The sequence below is a fragment of the Microbulbifer hydrolyticus genome, from assembly GCF_009931115.1.
GTDB classification, from domain to species: domain Bacteria; phylum Pseudomonadota; class Gammaproteobacteria; order Pseudomonadales; family Cellvibrionaceae; genus Microbulbifer; species Microbulbifer hydrolyticus.
The window spans coordinates 1,231,037-1,252,248 of the sequence record NZ_CP047491.1 but is presented as its reverse complement, the minus strand read 5'-3'; the positions used below and the strand labels follow the sequence as shown (position 1 = coordinate 1,252,248).

At 58.3% G+C, this 21,212-nt stretch carries 13 protein-coding genes; 6 read left to right on the top strand and 7 right to left on the bottom strand.

Translation table 11 applies throughout. From position 1 onward, the window contains the following. Nucleotides 1-51 precede the first annotated feature (51 nt). Complete coding sequence (locus GTQ55_RS05250) at nt 52-2,046, top strand: BCCT family transporter (protein WP_161857790.1); 1,995 nt, start codon at nt 52-54, stop codon at nt 2,044-2,046. 294 nt (nt 2,047-2,340) lie between these two features. Beyond that, nucleotides 2,341-4,713: an autotransporter outer membrane beta-barrel domain-containing protein gene (locus GTQ55_RS05245; RefSeq protein WP_161857789.1), complete on the top strand. Its 2,373-nt coding sequence runs from the start codon at nt 2,341-2,343 to the stop codon at nt 4,711-4,713. Between the two features lie 117 nt (nt 4,714-4,830). Here GTQ55_RS05245 and GTQ55_RS05240 read toward each other — a convergent pair whose 3' ends face one another. After that, nucleotides 4,831-5,553, bottom strand: a complete 723-nt coding sequence (locus GTQ55_RS05240) for an alpha/beta fold hydrolase (protein ID WP_161857788.1) — start codon at nt 5,551-5,553, stop codon at nt 4,831-4,833. A 331-nt stretch (nt 5,554-5,884) separates the two neighbouring features. Between GTQ55_RS05240 and GTQ55_RS05235 the strand changes: the two genes are divergently transcribed. Further along, the gene (locus GTQ55_RS05235) at nt 5,885-6,403 is read left to right on the top strand and encodes a GNAT family N-acetyltransferase (protein ID WP_161857787.1); all 519 of its coding nucleotides are present in this window, start codon (nt 5,885-5,887) and stop codon (nt 6,401-6,403) included. A gap of 162 nt (nt 6,404-6,565) precedes the next feature. Here GTQ55_RS05235 and GTQ55_RS05230 read toward each other — a convergent pair whose 3' ends face one another. From GTQ55_RS05230 to GTQ55_RS05220, 3 genes are all read right to left on the bottom strand, one after another. Then, nucleotides 6,566-8,266, bottom strand: a complete 1,701-nt coding sequence (locus tag GTQ55_RS05230) for a sodium:solute symporter family protein (RefSeq protein WP_161857786.1) — start codon at nt 8,264-8,266, stop codon at nt 6,566-6,568. Nucleotides 8,267-8,269: 3 nt separating this feature from the next. Beyond that, nucleotides 8,270-8,605: a DUF4212 domain-containing protein gene (locus GTQ55_RS05225; RefSeq protein ID WP_161857785.1), complete on the bottom strand. Its 336-nt coding sequence runs from the start codon at nt 8,603-8,605 to the stop codon at nt 8,270-8,272. A gap of 77 nt (nt 8,606-8,682) precedes the next feature. Then, on the bottom strand, nt 8,683-9,996 hold the full coding sequence (locus tag GTQ55_RS05220; RefSeq protein ID WP_237567835.1) for a DcaP family trimeric outer membrane transporter: 1,314 nt from the start codon (nt 9,994-9,996) through the stop codon (nt 8,683-8,685). 322 nt (nt 9,997-10,318) lie between these two features. Here GTQ55_RS05220 and acs point away from each other — a divergent pair, with 322 nt between their 5' ends. Both acs and GTQ55_RS05210 read left to right on the top strand, forming a co-directional pair. Next, nucleotides 10,319-12,223: an acetate--CoA ligase gene (gene acs / locus GTQ55_RS05215; protein WP_237567908.1), complete on the top strand. Its 1,905-nt coding sequence runs from the start codon at nt 10,319-10,321 to the stop codon at nt 12,221-12,223. A gap of 183 nt (nt 12,224-12,406) precedes the next feature. Continuing rightward, a complete protein-coding gene (locus GTQ55_RS05210; RefSeq protein WP_161857783.1) occupies nt 12,407-13,123 on the top strand; it encodes a LuxR C-terminal-related transcriptional regulator in 717 nt (238 codons plus the stop codon). A 1-nt stretch (nt 13,124) separates the two neighbouring features. Here GTQ55_RS05210 and GTQ55_RS05205 read toward each other — a convergent pair whose 3' ends face one another. Then, a complete protein-coding gene (locus tag GTQ55_RS05205) occupies nt 13,125-16,670 on the bottom strand; it encodes a hybrid sensor histidine kinase/response regulator (RefSeq protein ID WP_221296346.1) in 3,546 nt (1,181 codons plus the stop codon). Nucleotides 16,671-16,892: 222 nt separating this feature from the next. Between GTQ55_RS05205 and GTQ55_RS05200 the strand changes: the two genes are divergently transcribed. Next, on the top strand, nt 16,893-17,183 hold the full coding sequence (locus GTQ55_RS05200) for a DUF1540 domain-containing protein (RefSeq protein ID WP_161857782.1): 291 nt from the start codon (nt 16,893-16,895) through the stop codon (nt 17,181-17,183). Between the two features lie 130 nt (nt 17,184-17,313). On the opposite strand, the gene GTQ55_RS05195 is transcribed toward GTQ55_RS05200, so the two are convergent. Beyond that, on the bottom strand, nt 17,314-18,579 hold the full coding sequence (locus GTQ55_RS05195; RefSeq protein ID WP_161857781.1) for a sugar MFS transporter: 1,266 nt from the start codon (nt 18,577-18,579) through the stop codon (nt 17,314-17,316). 380 nt (nt 18,580-18,959) lie between these two features. After that, entirely contained in the window at nt 18,960-20,984 is a 2,025-nt protein-coding gene (locus GTQ55_RS05190; protein ID WP_161857780.1) for a cellulase family glycosylhydrolase, read from the bottom strand. Nucleotides 20,985-21,212: the final 228 nt, after the last annotated feature.

Sequence of the window (21,212 nt, the reverse complement as noted above, 5' to 3'; positions counted from 1 at the left end):
GCGCAAAATCATACCATCCTCAGCGAATACAGCACTCAGGGTACCCGGAACATGACTGACTCTAGCGACAACAGTAACCAGCAGCCGGCGCATTTCAATCCCCCGGTTTTTTACTCGGCAACAGCCGTGCTGTTATTGATGGTCGCCTATGCGGTGCTCGCTCCCGACAATGCCACTTCAACGTTCCAGTCTCTACAGGAATGGGTCGTTACACACATGAGCTGGTACTACGTACTGACCGTGGCAATCATCCTGATCGGCACCATCGCCATCGCCATGTCGAGCTTTGGCGAGATCAAAATGGGCCCGGAACACGCGGAGCCCGACTACGATTTTGTATCCTGGTTTGCCATGTTGTTTTCAGCCGGCATGGGCATCGGCCTGCTGTTCTTTGGTGTAGCCGAACCGGTGATGCACTACCTCGAGCCACCGGTGGGTGAAACCGGGACCGTGTACGCCGCAGAAGAGGCTATGGTACTGACATTTTTTCACTGGGGGTTTCATGCCTGGGCAATTTACGCGATTGTTGCACTGATACTCGCGTACTTCAGCTACCGGCATAAGTTGCCCCTGACGTTGCGCTCGGCACTCTACCCGATGATCGGCGAGCGAATTTATGGCCCGATCGGGCATGCCGTCGATGTATTTGCGATTGTCGGCACGGTGTGCGGTGTCGCAACCACGCTGGGCTACGGCGTATTGCAGATCAACTCCGGGCTCAATCACCTGTTCGGACTACCGGTGGGGCCGACCGTCCAGGTTGTCCTGATCATTGTTACCACCATTCTTGCCACGATTTCGGTGGTGCTGGGCCTGGACGCGGGAATCAAGCGTCTGTCCCAGCTCAACATGACGCTCGCCGCGATCCTTCTGATCATGGTGCTGCTACTGGGAAGTACGATATACCTGCTGCAGGCCTTTGTGCAAAACTTCGGGACTTACCTTTCCCAAATCGTCGACAAAACCTTTGACCTTTTCGCTTACGCACCTACCGACTGGCTGGGGGGCTGGACCATTCTGTACTGGGGCTGGTGGATGTCCTGGTCGCCGTTTGTGGGGCTGTTTATTGCAAGAATTTCCCGCGGCAGAACCATTCGGGAATTTGTGGTTGGCGCCATGCTGGTTCCCGCGCTGGTAACCATGCTGTGGATGACATTTTTTGGAAACTCCGCCATCCATATGATCCTCGACCAGGGATTGACGGAACTCGGTGAAATCGTCGCCAAAGACCAGTCGGTGGCTCTGTTCCAGTTTCTGGAGCAATTCCCCTTCTCGTCAGTGTTCTCCTTTGTGGCAGTGCTCATGGTGATTGTCTTTTTTGTGACGTCGGCGGATTCCGGTGCCCTGGTGGTCAACATGCTCTCGTCCCACGGCCGCGATGACACGCCATTATGGCAACGGATCTTCTGGTGTTTCCTGATTGGCACGGTTGCCGTTGCGCTGTTGCTTGCCGGTGGCCTCGGCTCATTGCAAACCGCGGTCATTGCCAGCGCGCTGCCCTTTTCTGCGATTTTGCTGATTTCCATGTACGGGCTGGTCAAGGCGTTGCGCACGGATACCACCAAGCGTATTACCCAGTCGGCCGTCGTCGCGCCGATCAGCGCCCGCAATCCCGTTGTGTGGCAGCGACGACTGAAAAATGCCCTGCAACTGCCTTCACTCGCCGAAGTACACGAATATATCCGTGATATCGGCCAACCGGCGCTGGACGAATTTGCGGAAGAGATGCGCAAGAATGGCTACGAGACTACGGTAAAAGAAAAAGGTGACCAGTGGATTCAGCTGGAAGTCAGCCACGGCGAAGAAGTCGAGTTCATCTACGGCATCTATCCCAAAGCCACGATGAAGCCCGATGCGAGCCACCCGGAAAAAGAGCTGAATGACACTTACGATGACGGGTCGCCCGACACCTACTTCCGCGCGGAGGTGCACCTGTACGAAGGTGGCCAGGACTACGATGTGATGGGCTGGACCAAAGAGCAGTTGCTGACGGATATGGTTACTCAGTACGAGCGCCACCTGCAGTTTCTGCATACCCTGCGATAGTCTGCCGGACAGCCACACCTACCGCGTTCTCTCGGCGACTCTGCGAGCGCTGAGAGGCGCCCATTGTTTCTATTCCAGTCCGACGTGTTACATAAATACACGCCAACCTCAACCGTGACCAGCCAGACGGATTTAGTTCTGACTTTTCATTTAACATCAAGCCCAGCTTGGTTAATCTCGGTCACACCCTGGTAGTTTCAGGACACATCACACATAAAAATAATGACGCGCGCACAGGACAGAGCCGCGAGTAGCGGACAAGCTCACTGTGTGTTGCGATGAAAGGAGAAAACCATGCCCAACGCCAAGCGCAGCCTGGCGACAGCAATTGCTGTCGCTTCTCTGACTACCGGCCTGAGCACCACAGCCTCTGCCAGCGACACCCCTTTTTCCCAGATTATCGCCTTCGGGGACAGCCTGACTGATGTTGGCAATGCCGGTGTATTCACCAGCGGCGAGGACAAGCAGGCGGCTATCAGTATTCTCTCGCAGCAACTGGGCCTGGGCGCGGTCACTCCGTCCTGTGCCGGTATGTACCTTTGCCTGCCCGATGTGGACCCGAGTCTGTCGGAAGCGGAAATGCTCGCGGCGGCCGAGGCCCAGGTACGTGCATCACTGCCCAATGTTGGCGGCGGCTGGGCGGTGGGCGGGCACCGCGCGGCGGATGTACTACTGAATATTCTCGGCACCCGGGGCTACCTCGAATATCTCGACCAGAATGGACTCCTGCCCGACCCGTCCCGGCACAATTTCGTCAGCGCCCTGCTTCCGGACCCCACACGCGACACCAGCACCGGCCTTTACCCTGACCTCCAGTTGCTCGGGCTCCTGTTACAGGGGCCGGAAGGAGTAGCGCAGTTACGCGCTGCGGCCGCGCAGTATGAAGCCGCCGGTGACAGTGCGACCGCTGCCGCCTACACCGCCCAGGCGGACGCACTGCAGGCCCAGATCGACGCGGCACCGGCCAATATTGTTGCGGATTCAGGCACCACCGGTAATCCGCACCCGCTCGGCCTCGGTTATCTGGAGTCCAGCCAGCGCCGTGCCGACGGCAAGGCTCTGTACTGGATAAACGGTGGCGGTAACGACCTGATTGGGGGTTTTACCGCCACCCTTGCTGGCGCCATCGACAATGACCAGTTCGCGGCGATGACCGGACTCGCAGCCAGCATGCTGGCCGATGGCGCTCAGGCGCTGTCTGACGCCGGGGCCAACTATATTCTGGTGTCCAATGTACCGGACATCAGCAATACCCCCGGCATGTACGCTGCCGTGAGCCAGGCTGTTGCGGCGAGCCCGCAAGCACAGCAACTGGCCGACGCCGTCGCCGCGGGCCTGCTGTCCCAGGAAGAGGCCAACGCGCAGCTGTCTGCGGCGATCAACAGCACCCTGAGCACGGCCAGCTCCGCGGTCGATCTTTTCAACAGCACCCTGCTCGACTCCGCGAAGGATATCGACGGCGTGCTGATGGTAGATATGGGCGGTGTACTCAAGGTCTCCCTCGCCAATGCCACGGCGCTGGGGTATGCAGACATCAACCAGAGTGCATTCTGCTACGACGGCAGTGGCGGCTGTATCGAGCACCCGGTGTATGGCATCAGCGGTTCTGCGCCGGATGACAGCAAACTGGTATTCAACGATGCCGTACACCCCACCCAGGCTGCACAGCAGGTATTGGCCGACTACTACACCGGCATTGTCAGCGCTGCCCAGATTGCCGGTCAGCTGCCGGATATGGGCGTACAGGCTTCCCGCAGCCACGTGGGCAGCCTGCAGCAAGCCCTGCTCGGAACCCGCTACCGCTCCGCCGAAACCGGCGTATTTGTCAGCGGCACCCTGGGTAACAGCGACTACGACAATAATTTCGCTCCCGCCGCCAGCGGCGACCAGAACGGCAGCGTAATTGGTGCCCGCTACGCGCTGCGCGACAACACCGAACTTGGCTTTGCCGTCAGCCGCGCCGACCAGACCCTGGAAAACCAGCTGAGCGATATCGAATCCACCGCCACCAACTACAGCCTGTTTGGCCGCATCCACTACAACGAGTTTTTCCTCGAAGCCAGCGCCACCATGACCGAGGTGGATTACGATCAGGTAGGCCGCACCTTCAGCCTGGGTGAAAATTTTAACGGCACCCTCGAAGGCTCGACCAGCGGTGATAACACCACACTCGATCTCACCGGCGGGGTCAACATTTCCGGTGGAGCCAGTCGTTTCGGGCCCTTTGTCGGCGTTACCCGGGTTGAGGCGGACGTAGACGGTTATACCGAAGACGCGCTGGCGGGCTTCACCTATACCGATGCAACCGGAGCTGAAATGGATCCATTCGGTATGAACTATGGGGCGCAGGATCGCCGCTACTCCACCATGCGTCTGGGGGCCTTTGCCGACAAGCAGTGGGGAAATATCAGTGCGTATGGACAGCTCTGGTATGAAGACACCACTGGCTCGGAAACCGATCAGCTGGAAGTGGGGGTCAAATCCATGCAAGGCAACATGAATGCAATGCCCAGTTACTCCAGTAAAGATACCGGTCTGTTCCAGGATGGTGCTGGCGCGCTGGTTGGCATGCGCTGGCAGGCAGCCGATGCGATTGCGGTAAGTGCCAACCTTACTGCGCGGCCGACGTCGGAGCATGGCTCCATCAGTGTTACTTACACCTTCTGAAACCCGCCCATCCCTGCGCCCCTTCCCGGGGGCGCAACGTCTCTCTTGCCATCGGCAACTGCGGCGTGGAATGTTGACGCCCCTGCCCGTTCATTGGGCAGGGGCGGACAAGCCTAACTAGAGCAAGTCAGCCTGCAGGTCGTAGGTGTATTCCTGCAGCCCGAAGTGGCCATAGCTAAAGGAGTAGGTGGCCTGCTCCCCCGCGATGCGGCTGGAGTGAACGCCACCAACGGTGCATACGCCTGTCACACACACAATCTGGTCCGACCAGCTTTTGATACTGTACACCCGCCCGGCGATGGGCTTGCCGTACAACCAGTCCAGGAACGGGCTCGACACCGACAGTCCGTTATAGCCACAGGTGCTGTTCCACACGTTGTAGGGGTAGGTGCCGCAACTCCATAGCCCCCGGTAGGCCCCGGCAATACCCACGAAAGCATCCACCCGGCTCTGTTCACCCAGCTTGATAATCTGCTGCGCCGCCAGCGTTACACCCATGGAGTGGCCGATAACGTCGATCTTGCCGGTGCAGGAGCTGGCGATGGCCGTTTTGATGGCGTTGCGTACCGGAGTTTCCTCACTGCCATCGTGATTGTTGCAGGTGGGGCAAGACTTCGAGCCCCAGTCCGGCAGGTAGAGCTCACTCGCACTGTAACCGCGGTTGCGCAACTCGTTATAGGTATTGATCCAGTCCGCCGGTTCACCGGTATTGCCGTGCACCAGGACCACGCTGTCGCGGCAGGCTGCGCCGGCGGCACCGGCAAACAGTACACACAGGGACGCAAGTAACAGTCGGATTGTGGCCGTGGTGCACCAGGGCAGATCGCTCTTTTTATTCATATTTTCCTCAACTCGCTGGGGCCGTCCGGTTCTAGCCGGCGGCATTATTGTTTTACGGTCCGAGGGCGTCGCCATTTACCGCTCATCGCGAACCAGACTCGCACCGATACAATTTCCCGCAGCCATCACAGGGGTGGAATCCGACCAAGGTCGCATACTGGCGCGCGACGGAACTTCGCTTGCTTCATCTTTAAGTAAGCTGCCGTGTATGACACCAGTTGCGAGCGCTCTGCTTATCGCCCGGCCCTGTCTATTTCGCGCTGTCCTTTCTCCGCGGTAAGCCTGCGGGCTATTATCCCGCCTGAGTACATTTTTAACGGATCGTCGTTCCATGTTTCAACGCACAACCAGCAGGCTCGTGCTTACTGAGCTTTCCCGGGAAGACAGCGCGCTGATGCTCGCCATCCTCAATGACCCGGACTTTGTCCGCAATGTCGCCGACCGCGGTGTTCGAACACTGCAAGCGGCCGAGGATTATCTGCAACGCGGCCCGATTGCTTCCTATCGCGAACACAACTTCGGCATGTACAAGGTTGCCCTCAGGGACGGCCGCCCTATCGGTCTGTGTGGTTTGGTCAAACGTGACTTTCTAGAGGACGTGGATATCGGCTATGCATTGCTGCCGGAATACCGCGGCCAGGGATATGCGCTGGAAGCGGCACGGGAGGTGATGGATTTTGCCTGTAATGAACTGCGACTGCCGCGGATTCTCGCCATTGTCTCTCCCGCCAATGTACCGTCCATTCGCCTGCTGGAGAAAATCGGGTTACGCCGCGAGGGAAATATCCTGCTTCCGGGCGAAAGTGAGGAAATCGCACTTCTGGCATGGCAGGGCGCAACCATCGAATAAATCTGGATTTTCGATCGCAAACTGCTTGTGACGTGGTGGTAGCCGGGAGTGACCCCGAGTCTACCGGGGAGATGAGCTGGCTCAGCCTGAATTTGAATAGATGGATTCCGTACCCCCAAAAAAAGCCGGGAGACTGGCTCCCGGCTGTTGGCACCGCAAATGTTAGTGTGCGCTGGCCTGGCCGGCGCCCTGCGGGAAGCGGATACTCTCCACCATTTCCTGAACGTCGGCAGGCACCTGGCGGGTGACCTTGGCGACCGCTATCGCCACAACAAAGTTAATTATCATCCCCAGTGTTCCAATGCCCTCCGGTGAAATACCAAACCACCAGTTCTCCGGCGTATTCCCGGTCGGGTTAATAAACTTGAAGTAGCAAATATACGCGGCGGTAAACAGAATGCCTGACACCATACCCGCAATTGCGCCTTCCTTGTTCATGCGCTTGAAGAAAATGCCCATGATGATCGCCGGGAAGAAGGACGATGCCGCAAGCCCGAACGCAAACGCTACCACCTGGGCCACAAAGCCTGGCGGATTCACGCCGAGATAGCCGGCAATGCAGATTGCCACCGCCGCTGCGGAACGGGCATACAACAACTCCTGCTTCTCGGTAATCCGGGGCATCAGGTTGCGTTTCAACAGGTCGTGCGACACCGAGGTGGAAATCACCAGCAACAGCCCCGCCGATGTGGACAGCGCAGCCGCTACGCCACCGGCTGCCACCAGGGCGATTACCCAGGCTGGCAGATTGGCAATTTCCGGGTTGGCCAGCACCATGATGTCGCGATCCACGCTCATCTCGTTACGCTCGTCACCTGAATAAAACATTTTGCCGTCGGCATTCTTGTCTTCCCAGGCGATCAGTCCGGTCTCCTCCCAATTGCTTACCCAGCTAGGGGCTTCAGCATGGGGCGTACCCTGACCGTCCGAACCGTTGATGGTGTCGATCATATTCACCCGAGCAAAGGTCGCAATGGCCGGCGCCGTAGTGTAGAGCAAGGCAATAAACAGCAATGCCCAACCGGCGGATTTACGTGCATCGCGCACTTTGGGGACGGTAAAGAAACGTACGATCACGTGCGGCAGACCGGCGGTACCCACCATCAAAGCTGCGGTAATAAAGAACACATCGATGGTACTTTTCGTACCAGACGTGTATTCCGCAAATCCGAGTTCCGTAGACAAGCCGTCCAGTTTATCCAATAGATAAGTACCGTCAGCGAGCATGCCGCCGAAACCGGTCTGTGGCAGGACATGTCCGGTCATCATGATGGAAATGAAAATCGCTGGCACCATGTAGGCAAAGATCAGTACACAGTACTGGGCCACCTGGGTATAGGTGATGCCTTTCATGCCGCCGAGCACCGCGTAGAAAAATACCACGCCCATGCCAATCACCACGCCGGTGACAATATCCACTTCGAGGAAGCGAGAGAACACCACGCCCACACCGCGCATCTGTCCGGCCACATAGGTGAAGCACACGAAGATCGCACAGATAACTGCCACGGTACGCGCTGCCTGGGAGTAGTAGCGGTCGCCGATAAAGTCCGGCACAGTAAATTTGCCAAACTTGCGCAGGTAAGGTGCGAGGCACAGGGCCAACAGTACATAGCCCCCGGTCCAGCCCAGCAGGTACACGGTACCGTCATACCCCATAAAGGAGATCAGGCCGGCCATCGAAATAAACGAGGCGGCTGACATCCAGTCCGCTGCCGTAGCCATACCATTGGCTACCGGGTGCACACCGCCACCGGCCACATAGAAATCGTTGGTGGAACCGGCGCGGGCCCAGATGGCAATGCCGATATATAAGAGGAAAGTCGCACCGATGATCAGGAAAGTGAGAGTTTGGACATCCATGGCTCAGTGCTCCCCCTGCAGCTGTTGTGCTTCGCCGGCAACACCTGTATCGGCAGCCGTTTCTGTAAGGTTATCGTCTTCATAAACGTCGTATTTGTGGTCCAACTGATTCATCTTGTAGACGTAGACAAAAATCAGCACCAGAAACACATAGATGGCGCCCTGCTGGGCAAACCAGAATCCGAGCTTGAAGCCGCCCATGCGAATCTGGTTCAGCTCTTCGACAAATAAAATACCGCAGCCGAAAGACACCACAAACCAGACCACCAGAAGGCCGAACATCAGCTTCAGGTTCTCGCGCCAGTATGCCCTGGCCAGCTCTTTATTTTTGAAACTCATCGTTTTCTCTCCTCAATTATTCTGGAATTATCGGATTGACGTTGAATATTTAATACGGTTTAAGAATACAACGCATATCAGAACACATACTTCACGGACAGCTGCATACGCTGCATATCCCCCTCGTCATCTGCCAGCAGACCACTGGTATTTTCCAGCTCCTTACTCGCATAAATATATTCGCCGCCCAGTGTCATTTTCGGTACAGGAGAATACATCAGGTTTAGATGCAGACTCTGATAAGAAGACGGCGTAGTGTCGGCAACCAACCCCGGGTTATCCGCTGCAGTGGCGGAAAGTACGAGATTGCTCCGCCACTGTTCACTCCAGAAATGGCGCAGGGCAACGTAGCCTCCATGCTGGTCGATCAGTTCGATATTGCCATTGACCGGATCAATGATACCCGCACGGTAACTATTCAGCCCCAGATAGCGCCCGAGCGCATTGCCGTAGCTGTACATGAAACGCAGATCGTCGCGCCCCAGCTGCCATTTTCCCGAGAGGCTGATGGCATACCCCTGCTCCGAATCACTGGAAGCATCGGAACGGTCATAAGCCAGCTCACGACTCATCGAGGCAACAGAGTAATTGAGGTCTCCAATGCTGTTGTTGTAGCGCAGGATCAGATCCGGGCGACTATTGTCATCGTAGGGATTTTCCGCACCGTTGTACAAAGTGGTGGCAGGATTCTCGGCGGCAAACTGCAGACTGCCACTGCCAATCCCCTGTGTATAACGAATCTGTGGCTGCCGCTCAAAAATGGTGCCCACCGGGCCGACAAAGTCGAGCCCTTCCGGCAGTGCACCAACATTAAAGAAAGTTGACCAGGACTGACCCGCAAGCAAAGAGCGGTCACCATCAATCTTCCAGTCTACATAGGCGTGACGCAGCCGCTGGGCGTAGGAGTTACTGATACGCTCGTCGCCCTGAGCACCGGCCATCGCATCGATCTCGATATGCGTGTTCACACTGCCAGCCCCCACATCCGTGGAGGACTTGAAAAATAGCCGGGTGGACTTGGCATGGGCATTGTAATGCACATCGCCGCCTTCGCCGCCGACGGGAATAGTGGAAGGCACCAGGAAGTCTTCACCTACACCGGCCGTTGCACTACTGCCATCGGAATAGTCACTGAAAATACTGTCGAGTTTGACGTAACCGCCAATCTGGATATTGGTATCGCCGAAGGTAGAAGCTTGTGTTGGCTCCGGGTTTTCGATTTCGACCGGGCGCGCGGCGAGCGCGTCCACCTGCGCCTGCAGCTCGGCGATCCGTTGCTGCAATTGCGCTGCGCTCGACTCTTCTACTTCCACCGCCAGACCGGGTATCGTATTTACCATCGCTGTCAGTGCCAGCGCACCGGCCAGTTTGCGGTTTTTTATTATTTTCACCGTCATAACTATTGTCCTTGCCGTTGTTTGCCATTTTTGGGTAACACAGGCCCAAGCAAACAACGCCATGGAAAATCTGGGTATTAACCATTGGTCTAAATCGGGGGCTAATTTAGACCAATGTCTATGCCTGGGAATATTACCCGGCGTGTGCTGCTACCGCCTTTCGACTTTTGTCTAATACGTACCCCTGCGGGCTCGGTGACAAAATGCCCTCAGCCAACAGAAAACTGATAAATACAGCATCGATGAAGAGGGCCGGCCCGTGACCAGTCAAACTGAAACCTACCCCGTACCCACCGCCTACGCCGCCAATACCCTGATGGACGAGGCGCGCTATTTCGAGTTCTACAATCGCTCCGTTGAGGACAACGAAGGCTTCTGGCGCGAGCAGGCGCAGCGCATCGACTGGATCGAACCGTTCAACCAGGTAAAAGATGTGTCCTTCGCCAAAGACGATCTGCACATTCGCTGGTTCGCCGACGGCAAGCTGAACGTGGCCGCCAACTGTCTCGACCGACACCTGGTCGAACACGGCGATACCACCGCTATCCTGTGGGTGGGCGATGAACCCGGCACTTCCCGCGAGATCAGCTACCTCGAACTGCACCGCGAGGTATGCCGCTTTGCCAATGGCCTAAAAAGCCTCGGCGTACAGAAAGGCGATGTGGTGACCATCTACATGCCAATGATTCCGGAAGCCGCCGTGGCGATGCTGGCCTGCGCACGTATCGGCGCGGTTCACTCGGTTGTGTTCGCCGGCTTCTCGCCGGAGGCCCTCGCCGGACGCATGGACGACGGCAAGTCCCGCACGCTGATCACCGCCAACGCCGGCCGCCGCGGCGGACGCTCGGTACCGCTGAAGCAGAATGTGGACCGGGCCGTAGCCCTGTGCGCGGAAACCACCGTGGAAAACGTGGTGGTGGTCAATTACACCGGCGGTGTGAACGACTGGAATCCGGCAGTAGATCGTGACTACGCCGAACTGATCGCAGCGCAAAGCGACGACTGCCCGGCGGAAGTGATGGATGCGGAGGACCCGCTGTTTATACTCTACACCTCTGGCTCCACCGGTAAGCCGAAAGGTGTGCTGCACACCAGCGGCGGCTACATCACCTACGCATCCATCACCCACGAATACGTATTCGATTACCGCCGTGGCGAGCGCTACTGGTGCGCTGCCGATATCGGCTGGATCACCGGGCACAGCTACATCATCTACGGTCCACTGGCCAATGGTGCCACCACTGTGATGTACGAAGGCGTGCCCAACTACCCGGATGCCACCCGGGTGTCTCAGATTATCGACGACCACCAGATCAATATTCTCTACATCGCTCCTACCGCAATCCGCGCGCTGATGGCGGAGGGCGACAAACCGGTAGCTGGAGCCAGCCTGGAAAGCCTTCGGCTGTTGGGCACTGTGGGAGAGCCAATCAATCCCGAAGCGTGGAAGTGGTACCACCGCACCTTCGGCCGCGGCCAGTGCCCGATCGTGGACACCTGGTGGCAGACTGAAACGGGGGGCGCGATGCTCACGCCCCTGCCCGGCGCCACTGCACTCAAGCCCGGCTCCGCCACTCGCCCGTTCTTCGGGGTACAGCCGGCGCTTGTCGACGGCGAAGGCAATATTCTGGAGGGGGCCGCCGAGGGTAATCTGGTACTTCTGGGTAGCTGGCCCGGGCAGATGCGCACCGTTTTCGGCGATCACCAGCGCTTTATCGATACCTACTTCAGCACGTTCGACAATATGTATTTCACCGGCGACGGCGCAAGGCGTGATGATGATGGCTATTACTGGATCACCGGGCGCGTCGACGATGTACTCAATGTTTCCGGCCACCGCATGGGAACCGCCGAGCTGGAAAGCGCACTGGTGGCCCACCAGGCGGTAGCAGAAGCGGCGGTGGTTGGTTTCCCACATGACATAAAAGGCCAGGGCATCTACGTCTACGTTACCCTGAACAGCGGCGTGAAACCGACGGAGCAGATGCGCAACGCCCTGCGCAACTGGCTGCGCAGAGAAATCGGCCCTATCGCCACGCCGGATATAATCCAGTGGGCACCGGGGCTGCCGAAAACCCGTTCCGGCAAGATTATGCGGCGCATTCTTCGTAAAGTGGCCGCGGACGAATGCGACCAGCTGGGGGATACCTCCACCCTGGCGGATCCGTCGGTAGTCGACAATCTGGTCGCCAATCGCGCTGCCCTCTCGGAAGGCGCGTGATGTTCCCAGCCGCATGACCAGAAGCTCGCGGCCCAGCAATTTCGGGCCGCGGCAACGCGCAGGCGAAGCATCCCGGCTTGCGCGAACAACGAACGATAATTAGAAAATGTTGCACCTGCTGGCGCCACCGTCACAATATTCGTACAGTGGGTAATCAGGTCAGAATGCAGGGGATGAATAGCGATGCACTCTCATAATGCCCGGCAGTTTATCGTCGCGGACGACCATCCGCTGTTTCGCGGCGCCCTGTGCCAGTCGATCAAGCAGACTTTCCCCGGTGCGGAAGTGATTGAGGCCTGCGATATGCAGAGCCTGCAGCAATGCGTGGCAGAGCACCCGGATTGCGACTTGCTTCTGCTGGACCTGCACATGCCCGGCGCTCACGGCTTCAGTGGCCTCATTTTTCTCAATGGCCAGTACCCACAACTGCCGGTGATGGTGGTGTCCGCCAACGAGAAACCGGAAATCATGTGCCGTGCGATCGACTTTGGCGCCTGCGGGTTTCTTCCCAAGTCCGCCCCGGTTGACCAGATATCCGATGCGCTCAACCAGGCTATCGATGGCGAAATCTGGCTGCCACCACTAGTGCGTGAACGCTATAGCGCCGGCGCGCAGGCCCGCGAGGACAGCAATGAAGTGGTGGATGTGATTGCCACCCTCACGCCGCAGCAATTTCGCGTGGCGACCATGCTGGCGGAGGGATTGCTGAACAAACAGATCGCCTATGAAATGCAGGTGACGGAGGCCACGGTCAAAGCCCACCTTACTGCACTGTTCCGCAAGTTGGACGTGAATTCGCGTACCCAGGCAGTGCTGGCGTTGAGCAGCCTGGATGTGGAACCACCGGGCCAGTTTGTGGCACCGCAAAAACCCGAAGCGAAAAGTCATGAGGTGAACTGACTCAAGCCGGTACAGTCCGCACCAGACGCCGCATCACATTCCGCAACAGCGCCGGCTTCACCGGCTTGGGCAAATAGAAGCATCCTCGCTCCGAGGCACTGTTGCGCACCGCTTCCGACGTGTCCGCACTCACCAGGATCGCGGGCAAATCGACCTGCCAGTGACCACACAGGGTATCCAGTGCATCCAGGCCATTGGCATCGCGGTCGAGGTGATAGTCGACAATCACCACCGCAGGCGGCGAGCGATGCGGCCAGGTTTCCAGTGCTTCCTCGAGAGAAGCCGCCGTCACCACCTGGCAGCCCCAGCCCTTCAACAGACTCTCCATTCCGCGCAGGATCTGTTGCTCGTTATCAATGCACAGCACCCGGGCGGCAGACAGTGTTGTCACCCCCTGCTCTGCCGGTGCCGCCACCGCAGGCTCCACTCGCGATACACCCACTGGTACCCGGATACTGAACATGGAGCCACGTCCCGGCACCGACGCCAATCCCAGCGCATGCCCCAGCAGGTCGGCACTGCGGCGGGCAATGGCGAGGCCAAGGCCGAGGCCTTTGTCCGAACCGCGCTCGCTGCCACCGAGGCGCACAAATTCATCGAACACCTGCTCGCGGGCATCGTTCGCGATGCCCGGGCCGGTGTCCCACACCTGAATTTCCAGCAGTGATTGCGGCTCGCCGTGCGCGTCCTTTTCTGTGCGCCGGCGTACTCCCAGCAGCACGCGGCCCCGTGCGGTGTAGTGCATGGCGTTGCTGAGAAAATTTTGCAGAATCCGACGCAGCAGGTGGCGGTCACTGAAGACCCACGCGTCCGTCGGCACATAGTCAAGTGTGAGACCGCGCTCGCTGGCCAGTGCAGAAAACTCCGCGTTGAGCCCGTCGAGCAACTGACGCAGACGGAAATGCTCGCGCTTCGGCGTCAGGTTGCCGGAGTCCAGCCGGCTGATTTCCCGCAGCGCGCCGATCAACTGTTCCGCCGAGGTCAGCGCGCTGTCGATGTAATGAATATCATCGCCCATTTCCCGCCAACTGCCAGTGGCAGCTTTCTGTTGCAGCGAGGCGATAAACAGCCGCGCGGCATTAATCGGCTGCAGCAGGTCATGGCTGGTGTGGGCGAGGAAACGCGTTTTTGCGCGGTGCAGTTCGCGTATCTGCATTTCCGCCTCCGCACGGCGGCGGTTCTCTTGCTGCAACGCGCGATTACTCTCGGACAGTTCCGAGGTACGCTGCTGCACCCGGTCCTCTAGGCTGCGACGGGTTTCTTCCAACGCGTCGACCGCAGCGCGGTACTCACTGATATCGGTAAAGGTGGTAACAAAGCCACCACCGGGCATGGGCGTTCCGCGCACCTCCACAATCGTGCCACTGGGCAGGCGACGTTCAAAGCGATGCGCACTGCCGTGCCGCAGCAGGTCCAGCCGTCGCTGTACATGCCCTTCCAAAATGTTCGGATCGTCACTGGGACCGTACAGGCCGCGCTCCGCGTTATGGCGGTACAATGAAGACACCGGGCAACCGATATAGAGCAGCCGCTCGGGGTAATCGAACAGCTCCAGATACTGGCGATTCCAGGCTACCAGGCGCAGATCCGCATCTACCACACTGATCCCCTGGCTGATGGTTTCCACCGTGGTCTGCAGCAGCTCCTGACTGAAACGCAGGCGCTCGGAGGTGCTATCCACCAGCCGCGCGATATCCTCCAGCTTGAGTGGGCGGTTACTGTGCAGCAAACCCGTTAGCTGGTGGGCAGCGGCGGAGCCAACAATACCGGAGAGCGTATGTTCCGCCTCGCTGATCACAAACCGCGGGGCAGCATCGTCCGGCAGCAAACGCTGCTGACTGCGCTGTTCAAAATCGTTCCAGATTTCTTCCAGCCGCTCACGGCCCACAAATGGTTGCAACAGACTGCGGACCTGCCCCATATGGATATCCGTGGGCACCAGGTCTGGCGCCAGCTCGCCCGGATCGCTCGGTGTCACAAAAACAGCGGCCTGGCGCACATCCCCGTCATTCTGCCGATTCATCAGGGAAACCCCCACCAGCAGCAGTACATTACCGAGCAAACTCCAGAACACCCCGTGGCTCAGAGGATCCAGCCCGGAAATACCGAACAGCGACTGTGGCCGCAACGCTTCAATCCCAAAAGGCCCGCGCACCAATAGCCCTGCATCGGGGTATATTGCAGGCAAAACGAGGCAGTATGCCCAGAGCCCGTAGCCAACGATCAACCCGGCCCAGACCCCGCGCCGGTGCGCCCGCGGCCAGTAGAGTGCAGCGAGTAGAGCCGGCGCGAATTGTGCGGCCGCAGCAAAGGAAAGCAGGCCAATGGAAGCCAGCGCGTCCATACCGGAAATGGCCCGATTGACGCCCCAGCTCATCAGCATGAGCAGCAGGATACTGATGCGGCGGATCAAGCGCAGGTGATTGCCAAGGGAAACCGCAGTCAGCCGGGTGTAGCGGGTCAGGTACAGCCACACCGGCGCCACCAGCTCATTTGAAACCATCACTGCCAGCGTCAACGCCGCCACAATCACCATTCCGGTGGCGGCAGAGAAACCGCCTATATAAGCGAGCGTGGCAAGCGCGCCCTGGTTATTACTCAGGGGCAGAGTGAGCACCAGTGTATCCGGCTCACTCAGCCCCATCGCAACCAGCGGTTGCCCGGCAATGGCGATGGGTAAAATCAGTACCGAGAAAAGGATCAGGTAGGCCGGCAACAGCCAGCGAGCGGTATTCAGGTCATCGGGGCAGCGATACTCGACCACCGCCATGTGAAATTGACGCGGCAGACAGATAACCGCCATCATCGCGAGTACTGTCTGGGTGACAAAATTGATATCCGGCATCTGCCAGTCCAGGTACGGCTGCCAATCCGCGGATTGCGCATTCATTCCTGCGGCACCGGTAACCAGCAACCACAATGCCAGCACCGCGACCGCGGCAAACGCAAACAGTTTTACCAGTGACTCCAGCCCAATGGCCGCCACTACCCCCAGGTTGCGTTCGCGCCCCTCCAGATGACGAGTACCAAACAGAATGGCGAACAACCCCATCATCAATGCCGTAGCCAGTGCGGTATCCAGGTTGGCGACGTTGCCACTTTCGGCATTGCCGCCAGTAGACTCCCACCCCATGGTCACCGCACGCAGCTGCAAGGCGATATAAGGCAGGCTGCCGACAATGGCCAGCAGCGTCACCAGTGCGGACAGGCCGCGACTTTTTCCATAGCGGGAGCCGATAAAATCGGCAATCGATGTGATCTTCTGGCGCTCGCCGACCAGCATCAGCTTGCGCAGGAAGCCTCCGGCAAACAGGAAAAGAAGTATGGGCCCCAGGTAAATCGGCAGATAACTCCAGGTAGCACTGACCGACTGCCCGACCGCACCGAAGAAGGTCCACGAGCTGCAGTACACGGCCAGAGTCAAACCGTAAATAATCGGCCGGAAGCGCTGCATCCAATGCCGGTGGTGATCTGCTCGCCACGCAACGACAAACAGCAGCGCCACATATAACAGCGCAAAGAGTAAAAGCAGCGGCTTGCCGATCATGGTCTACTCGCAACAGCTATCGAATGGATTCCCTACCCTGTATACCTGAAGCGTGAAGCCGAGGGCAATTAGCGGAAGGTCGAAAACCCTTTGCAAGCCGCAAGAATCCATACCGCCCGGATTTCGTTTAATTTGGTGCCAGCGAATTGACAGGCGATGACGCTGGGCTAGGCTCAAAACGGGAGTTTGGTCCTTCGACGATAATCCAAAGAGAATTGCGCCATGATCATTGCTACCGATATGCCCGAAGTGAGCAGCTGTGCCGCCAGCGAATGCGCCTACAACACGGATTCTGCCTGCCATGCCCGTGCCATTACCATCGGCGACGGCAATCACCCGGACTGCGATACCTTTTTCAGTAACCACCAGCACACCAAGCGCGAACGCGTTGCCGGTGTGGGCGCCTGCAAGGTCACCGGTTGTAACCACAACGTGGACTTTGAGTGCTGCGCCGATCAGATCGAGCTGGGCTACAGTGGCGACTCGGTCAACTGCCTGACCTACGCACACTGACCGTTATACACGGATTAAAGGCGCGTCAGACGGAACCGTCAGCCGGAACAGCCTGCCAATAGAAGCTGCCCACAAAAAAAGGGAGAGAAGCCTGCGCTTCCCTCCCTTTTTTATGTCGCTGAAACCGGGATCAGCCGGTCACTTTCGAGCCTTTCAGGCCGTAGTAGGCGATGTATACGTAGCATACGACCGGTACCAGGAAGGACAGCTGCAGGCCGGCGGTATCCGCCACCACACCCTGGATCAGAGGTACGATCGCGCCGCCGACAATCGCCAGGCAGAGTACCCCGGATGCCTGTCCCGCCTGCCTGCCCAGGCCCTGTAGCGCCAGGCTGAAGATGGTCGGGAACATGATGGAGTTGAACAGGCCAACCAGCAGGATGGCCCACATGGCCACGGCACCCGCGCCCAGAATGGCGGCAAACACCAGCAGGATAGCCGCAGCGGCATTGAAGGCCAGTACCAGGCCGGGCGACACACTGCGCATGACCACCGCACCAATAAACCGGCCGATCATGGCACCGCCCCAGTAGTAGGCAATGTAATGGGCCGCTTTGGCCTCTTCCATCGCCGCCACGCTGTCGAGGCCAAGGAAGTTCACCAGAAAGCTGCCGATGGACACTTCTGCGCCCACATATACGAAGATACCGACAGCGCCCAGCACCAGGTGCCGGTGGGACCACACGGAATTGCCCTCCTCGGCCACCGTCTTGTCTTCGTGCATTTCAATCTTAGGCAGCTTCAGCTTGCTGAAGATCACGGCCAGCGCTGCCAGTATCCCTGCCAGCATCAGGTAAGGAAGCTTCACCGCATCGGCTTCCGCATCAGCACTCAGGGCCTCGGCACCGACCGTGGCGGCAGACAGGATCAGTACGCCACCAAAAAACGGGGCAACCGTGGTACCCAGAGAATTGAATGCCTGGGTCATGGTCAGTCGACTGGAAGCTGTTGCCGGGTCACCCAGTGCGGTGACGTACGGGTTTGCAGATACCTGTAGCAGCGTAATACCGGAAGCGAGCACGAACAGCGCCCCAAGGAACACCGGATAGGAATGACTCTCCGCGGCGGGATAAAACAGCAAACACCCCACTGCGGCGACACTCAGCCCACCCACAATGCCGCTCTGGTAGCCGATGCGCTTCACCAGTGCACCTGCCGGCAATGACACGGTGGCATAAGCACCGAAGAAACAGAACTGGATCAGCATCGCCTGGGTATAGCTGAGGTTGAACACCGCTTTCAAATGCGGAATGAGGATATCGTTGAGGCAGGTCAGGAAGCCCCACATAAAAAACAGCACCGTAAGTGCTGTGAGCGCGAAGCGGAAATTTCCGGTTGCCTCGCTGGAGGAAGAATTGATTGGAATATTGCTCACTGGAGCCTGGGGTCCGGCCATAGTTCACCTCTTATGATAGTTATTGTGCCTGCATCATCATTGCCTGAATGCCTGGTCAGCGTCATGACTGGTCAATGGAGCACCCGGGCAGCCAGTACCGGTTCATGCACTCTACTGATTGAGACGCGCCAAACAGCACCATCCGCTCCCTTCCCGGGCGACAAACCTTTCAGGCAGGAACACACAGTGTCGCGGCAGACTAGCACGGCGTAAAAGCGCCGGCTGTTGCCACTTTGCGCAGGCACGTCCCACTTTTCAGACGGTGGGAAGTGGGAGGAGGCACACGTAGGCATCGATACCGGGTGCCGGCTCTGCGTGCGAAAATTTTGTTTGGGAAGCCGGTACCCGTCAGGCGGGTACCGGCAAACTGATACCGGAAATTACTCGGGAGTGTTTGTCCACAAACGGTTCAGCAGGTTGGTCTTGCGCTGGTCGAAGTCGAGCCATTCGCCCCAACCGGTGGTGTTGCTCACCGGATCGTAGGCGTGACCATACCAGCCGCCGGTATCACCGGACTCGGGGTTGATGGACCAGTAGCAGCCCTGGATATTTTCCTCGACCATGTAATCGACGAAGAGGTCCTGCCACTCCTGGTCAATTCCAGGGGTGATGTGATCCCAGCGCGCCTGGTCTCGCAGGGTGGCTTTGGCCGGCCAGTCCATATTGCCGCCGAACTCACCCACTACGACCGCGTAGCCCAAGTCGCGCAGGTAACCGAAGTGCTCTTCCCAACCCTGGCGCAGGAGTTCTGCGTCAAGCACGATGTTGCAGTCGGCATCACCGGCGGCGTCGCCTTCCAGGCCTTCACACTCCGGCTGTGCCGCCACATCCATAAAGCCTTTCTGCACGAATACCGAGGGGCCGTAGGTGTGCGGAGACCACACCAGGCGATCCTTGGGAATATCGGGCGGATTGTTGCCCGCCTCGAACAGGTTTTCACCCCAGTTCGGATTGGTGGACTCATCCCCATGCGGCACCTGGGTAATGGTGTCCGGGGTGCCGTCCTGGTTGTCGGCCGTTGCCGAGATGCCCTGGACAAACAGCAGCGTATCCTGATTCACCTCGTTGATAGCGACGTACGCATCTTCCACCAGGCCTTTCCACTCTTCCCAGGTGTAATCCCAGGGCTCATTGAAAATATCGATACCGATAATGTTATCGACACCCAGCTGTTGCTCGAGGCTGGCCAGCTCGCGCAGGTTGTCGAGCCAGATATCGCGGTTGTACTCCTGAATGCGGGTCACACCGTCAGGGTTGTTGGTGGCGGCACAGGAGGAGTCTTCCCGCGGGTAGTCGTACATTTCACGGTCGCGGTCCACATAGGGAGGGCGCGCATCCAGGCGACCGGCGCGCCAGCCCAAGTAGTTGGAGCAGGAGTGGATATCCAGCATCACTTCGATATTGTTGGCATCTGCAGCAATGATGAACTCTTCCATTGCCTGGCGGGCATTGGGTACCAGCACTGATTCATGGTTTTTCAGTACAGCGCCAGTGCCCTGCGGATCATTCGGATCCAGGGTCTGTGGCGCTACGGGGAAGCGCACCACATTCACGCCCATGGCGGTGATCTCGCTCATGGTCTGCTGGATGGTACGACCGGTGCCTGAACCGCCATTGGCCCAGAAGGTGTTGCCCACATACAGCTCCATCGGTGCGCCACTGGGGTTGGTCGCGTCGTCAGACGGCTCGTGGCGCCCCTCCAGGCCAAACCAGGAACCACAGTTCATCGGAATGACTTCACCGTTCTTGGTGATATTACCGGATGTATCCACGCGAAAACGGCCTGATCCGGGGGTGCTGCCACCAGAGCTGCTGCCGGACGAACTTGAGGAGCTGCTGCTGGAGCTGGAACCACCGGATGAACTGGACGAGCTCGAGGAACTACCGCCGGAAGAGCTGGATGAACTTGACGAGCTCGAGGAACTGCCGCCGGAAGAGCTTGATGAACTTGACGAGCTCGAGGAACTTGAAGAACTCGACGAGCTGCTTGACGATCCGCCGGAAGAAGACCCGCCGCCATCACCGTTTACAGTGACCGCAACCGGAGCCACTCCTCCCGGGAATGCAGTAAACCCGACGCTGACCTGGGCACCAGGCGCAATACTGTTGTTGTACGCGGCCGCACCCACCAAATACTGGCTGGCACTCTGAGACTCGATCACACCATTCCACAAGTTGTTGATATCCACATCCATATTGAAGGATACGGACCAGTCGGTGAGAGGCTCACTACCATCATTGGTAACAACGATCTCTGCCTGAAAACCACTGCCCCAATCGTTGACAATAAGCATCTCCGCTTCCGCCGCCATCAATGCGGCGGACGAAGTCCCCAACCACATCACCAGCCCGGCTTTGGCAAAGGCTCGGTACATTGACCGTCTTTGCATTGTTTTTACTCCCATCACTTCTCTCCAGTCGCTATGAGTTATGTCAGTTTGTTGTGTGGTGTGAATCCGGGCCGCAACTACCACAGCAGTGACGGATCAACACGACCCCTTTTCGCACCCGGCTCCCTGCCTTACCTCTTCCCTGTGCAACGGACACCGCCAGTCCGTACCACTGCACCGATAAATCCATCCTGTGTGAATAACTAATTAGTGATCACTGGTGAGTGAACAGGCGCGCTGCTG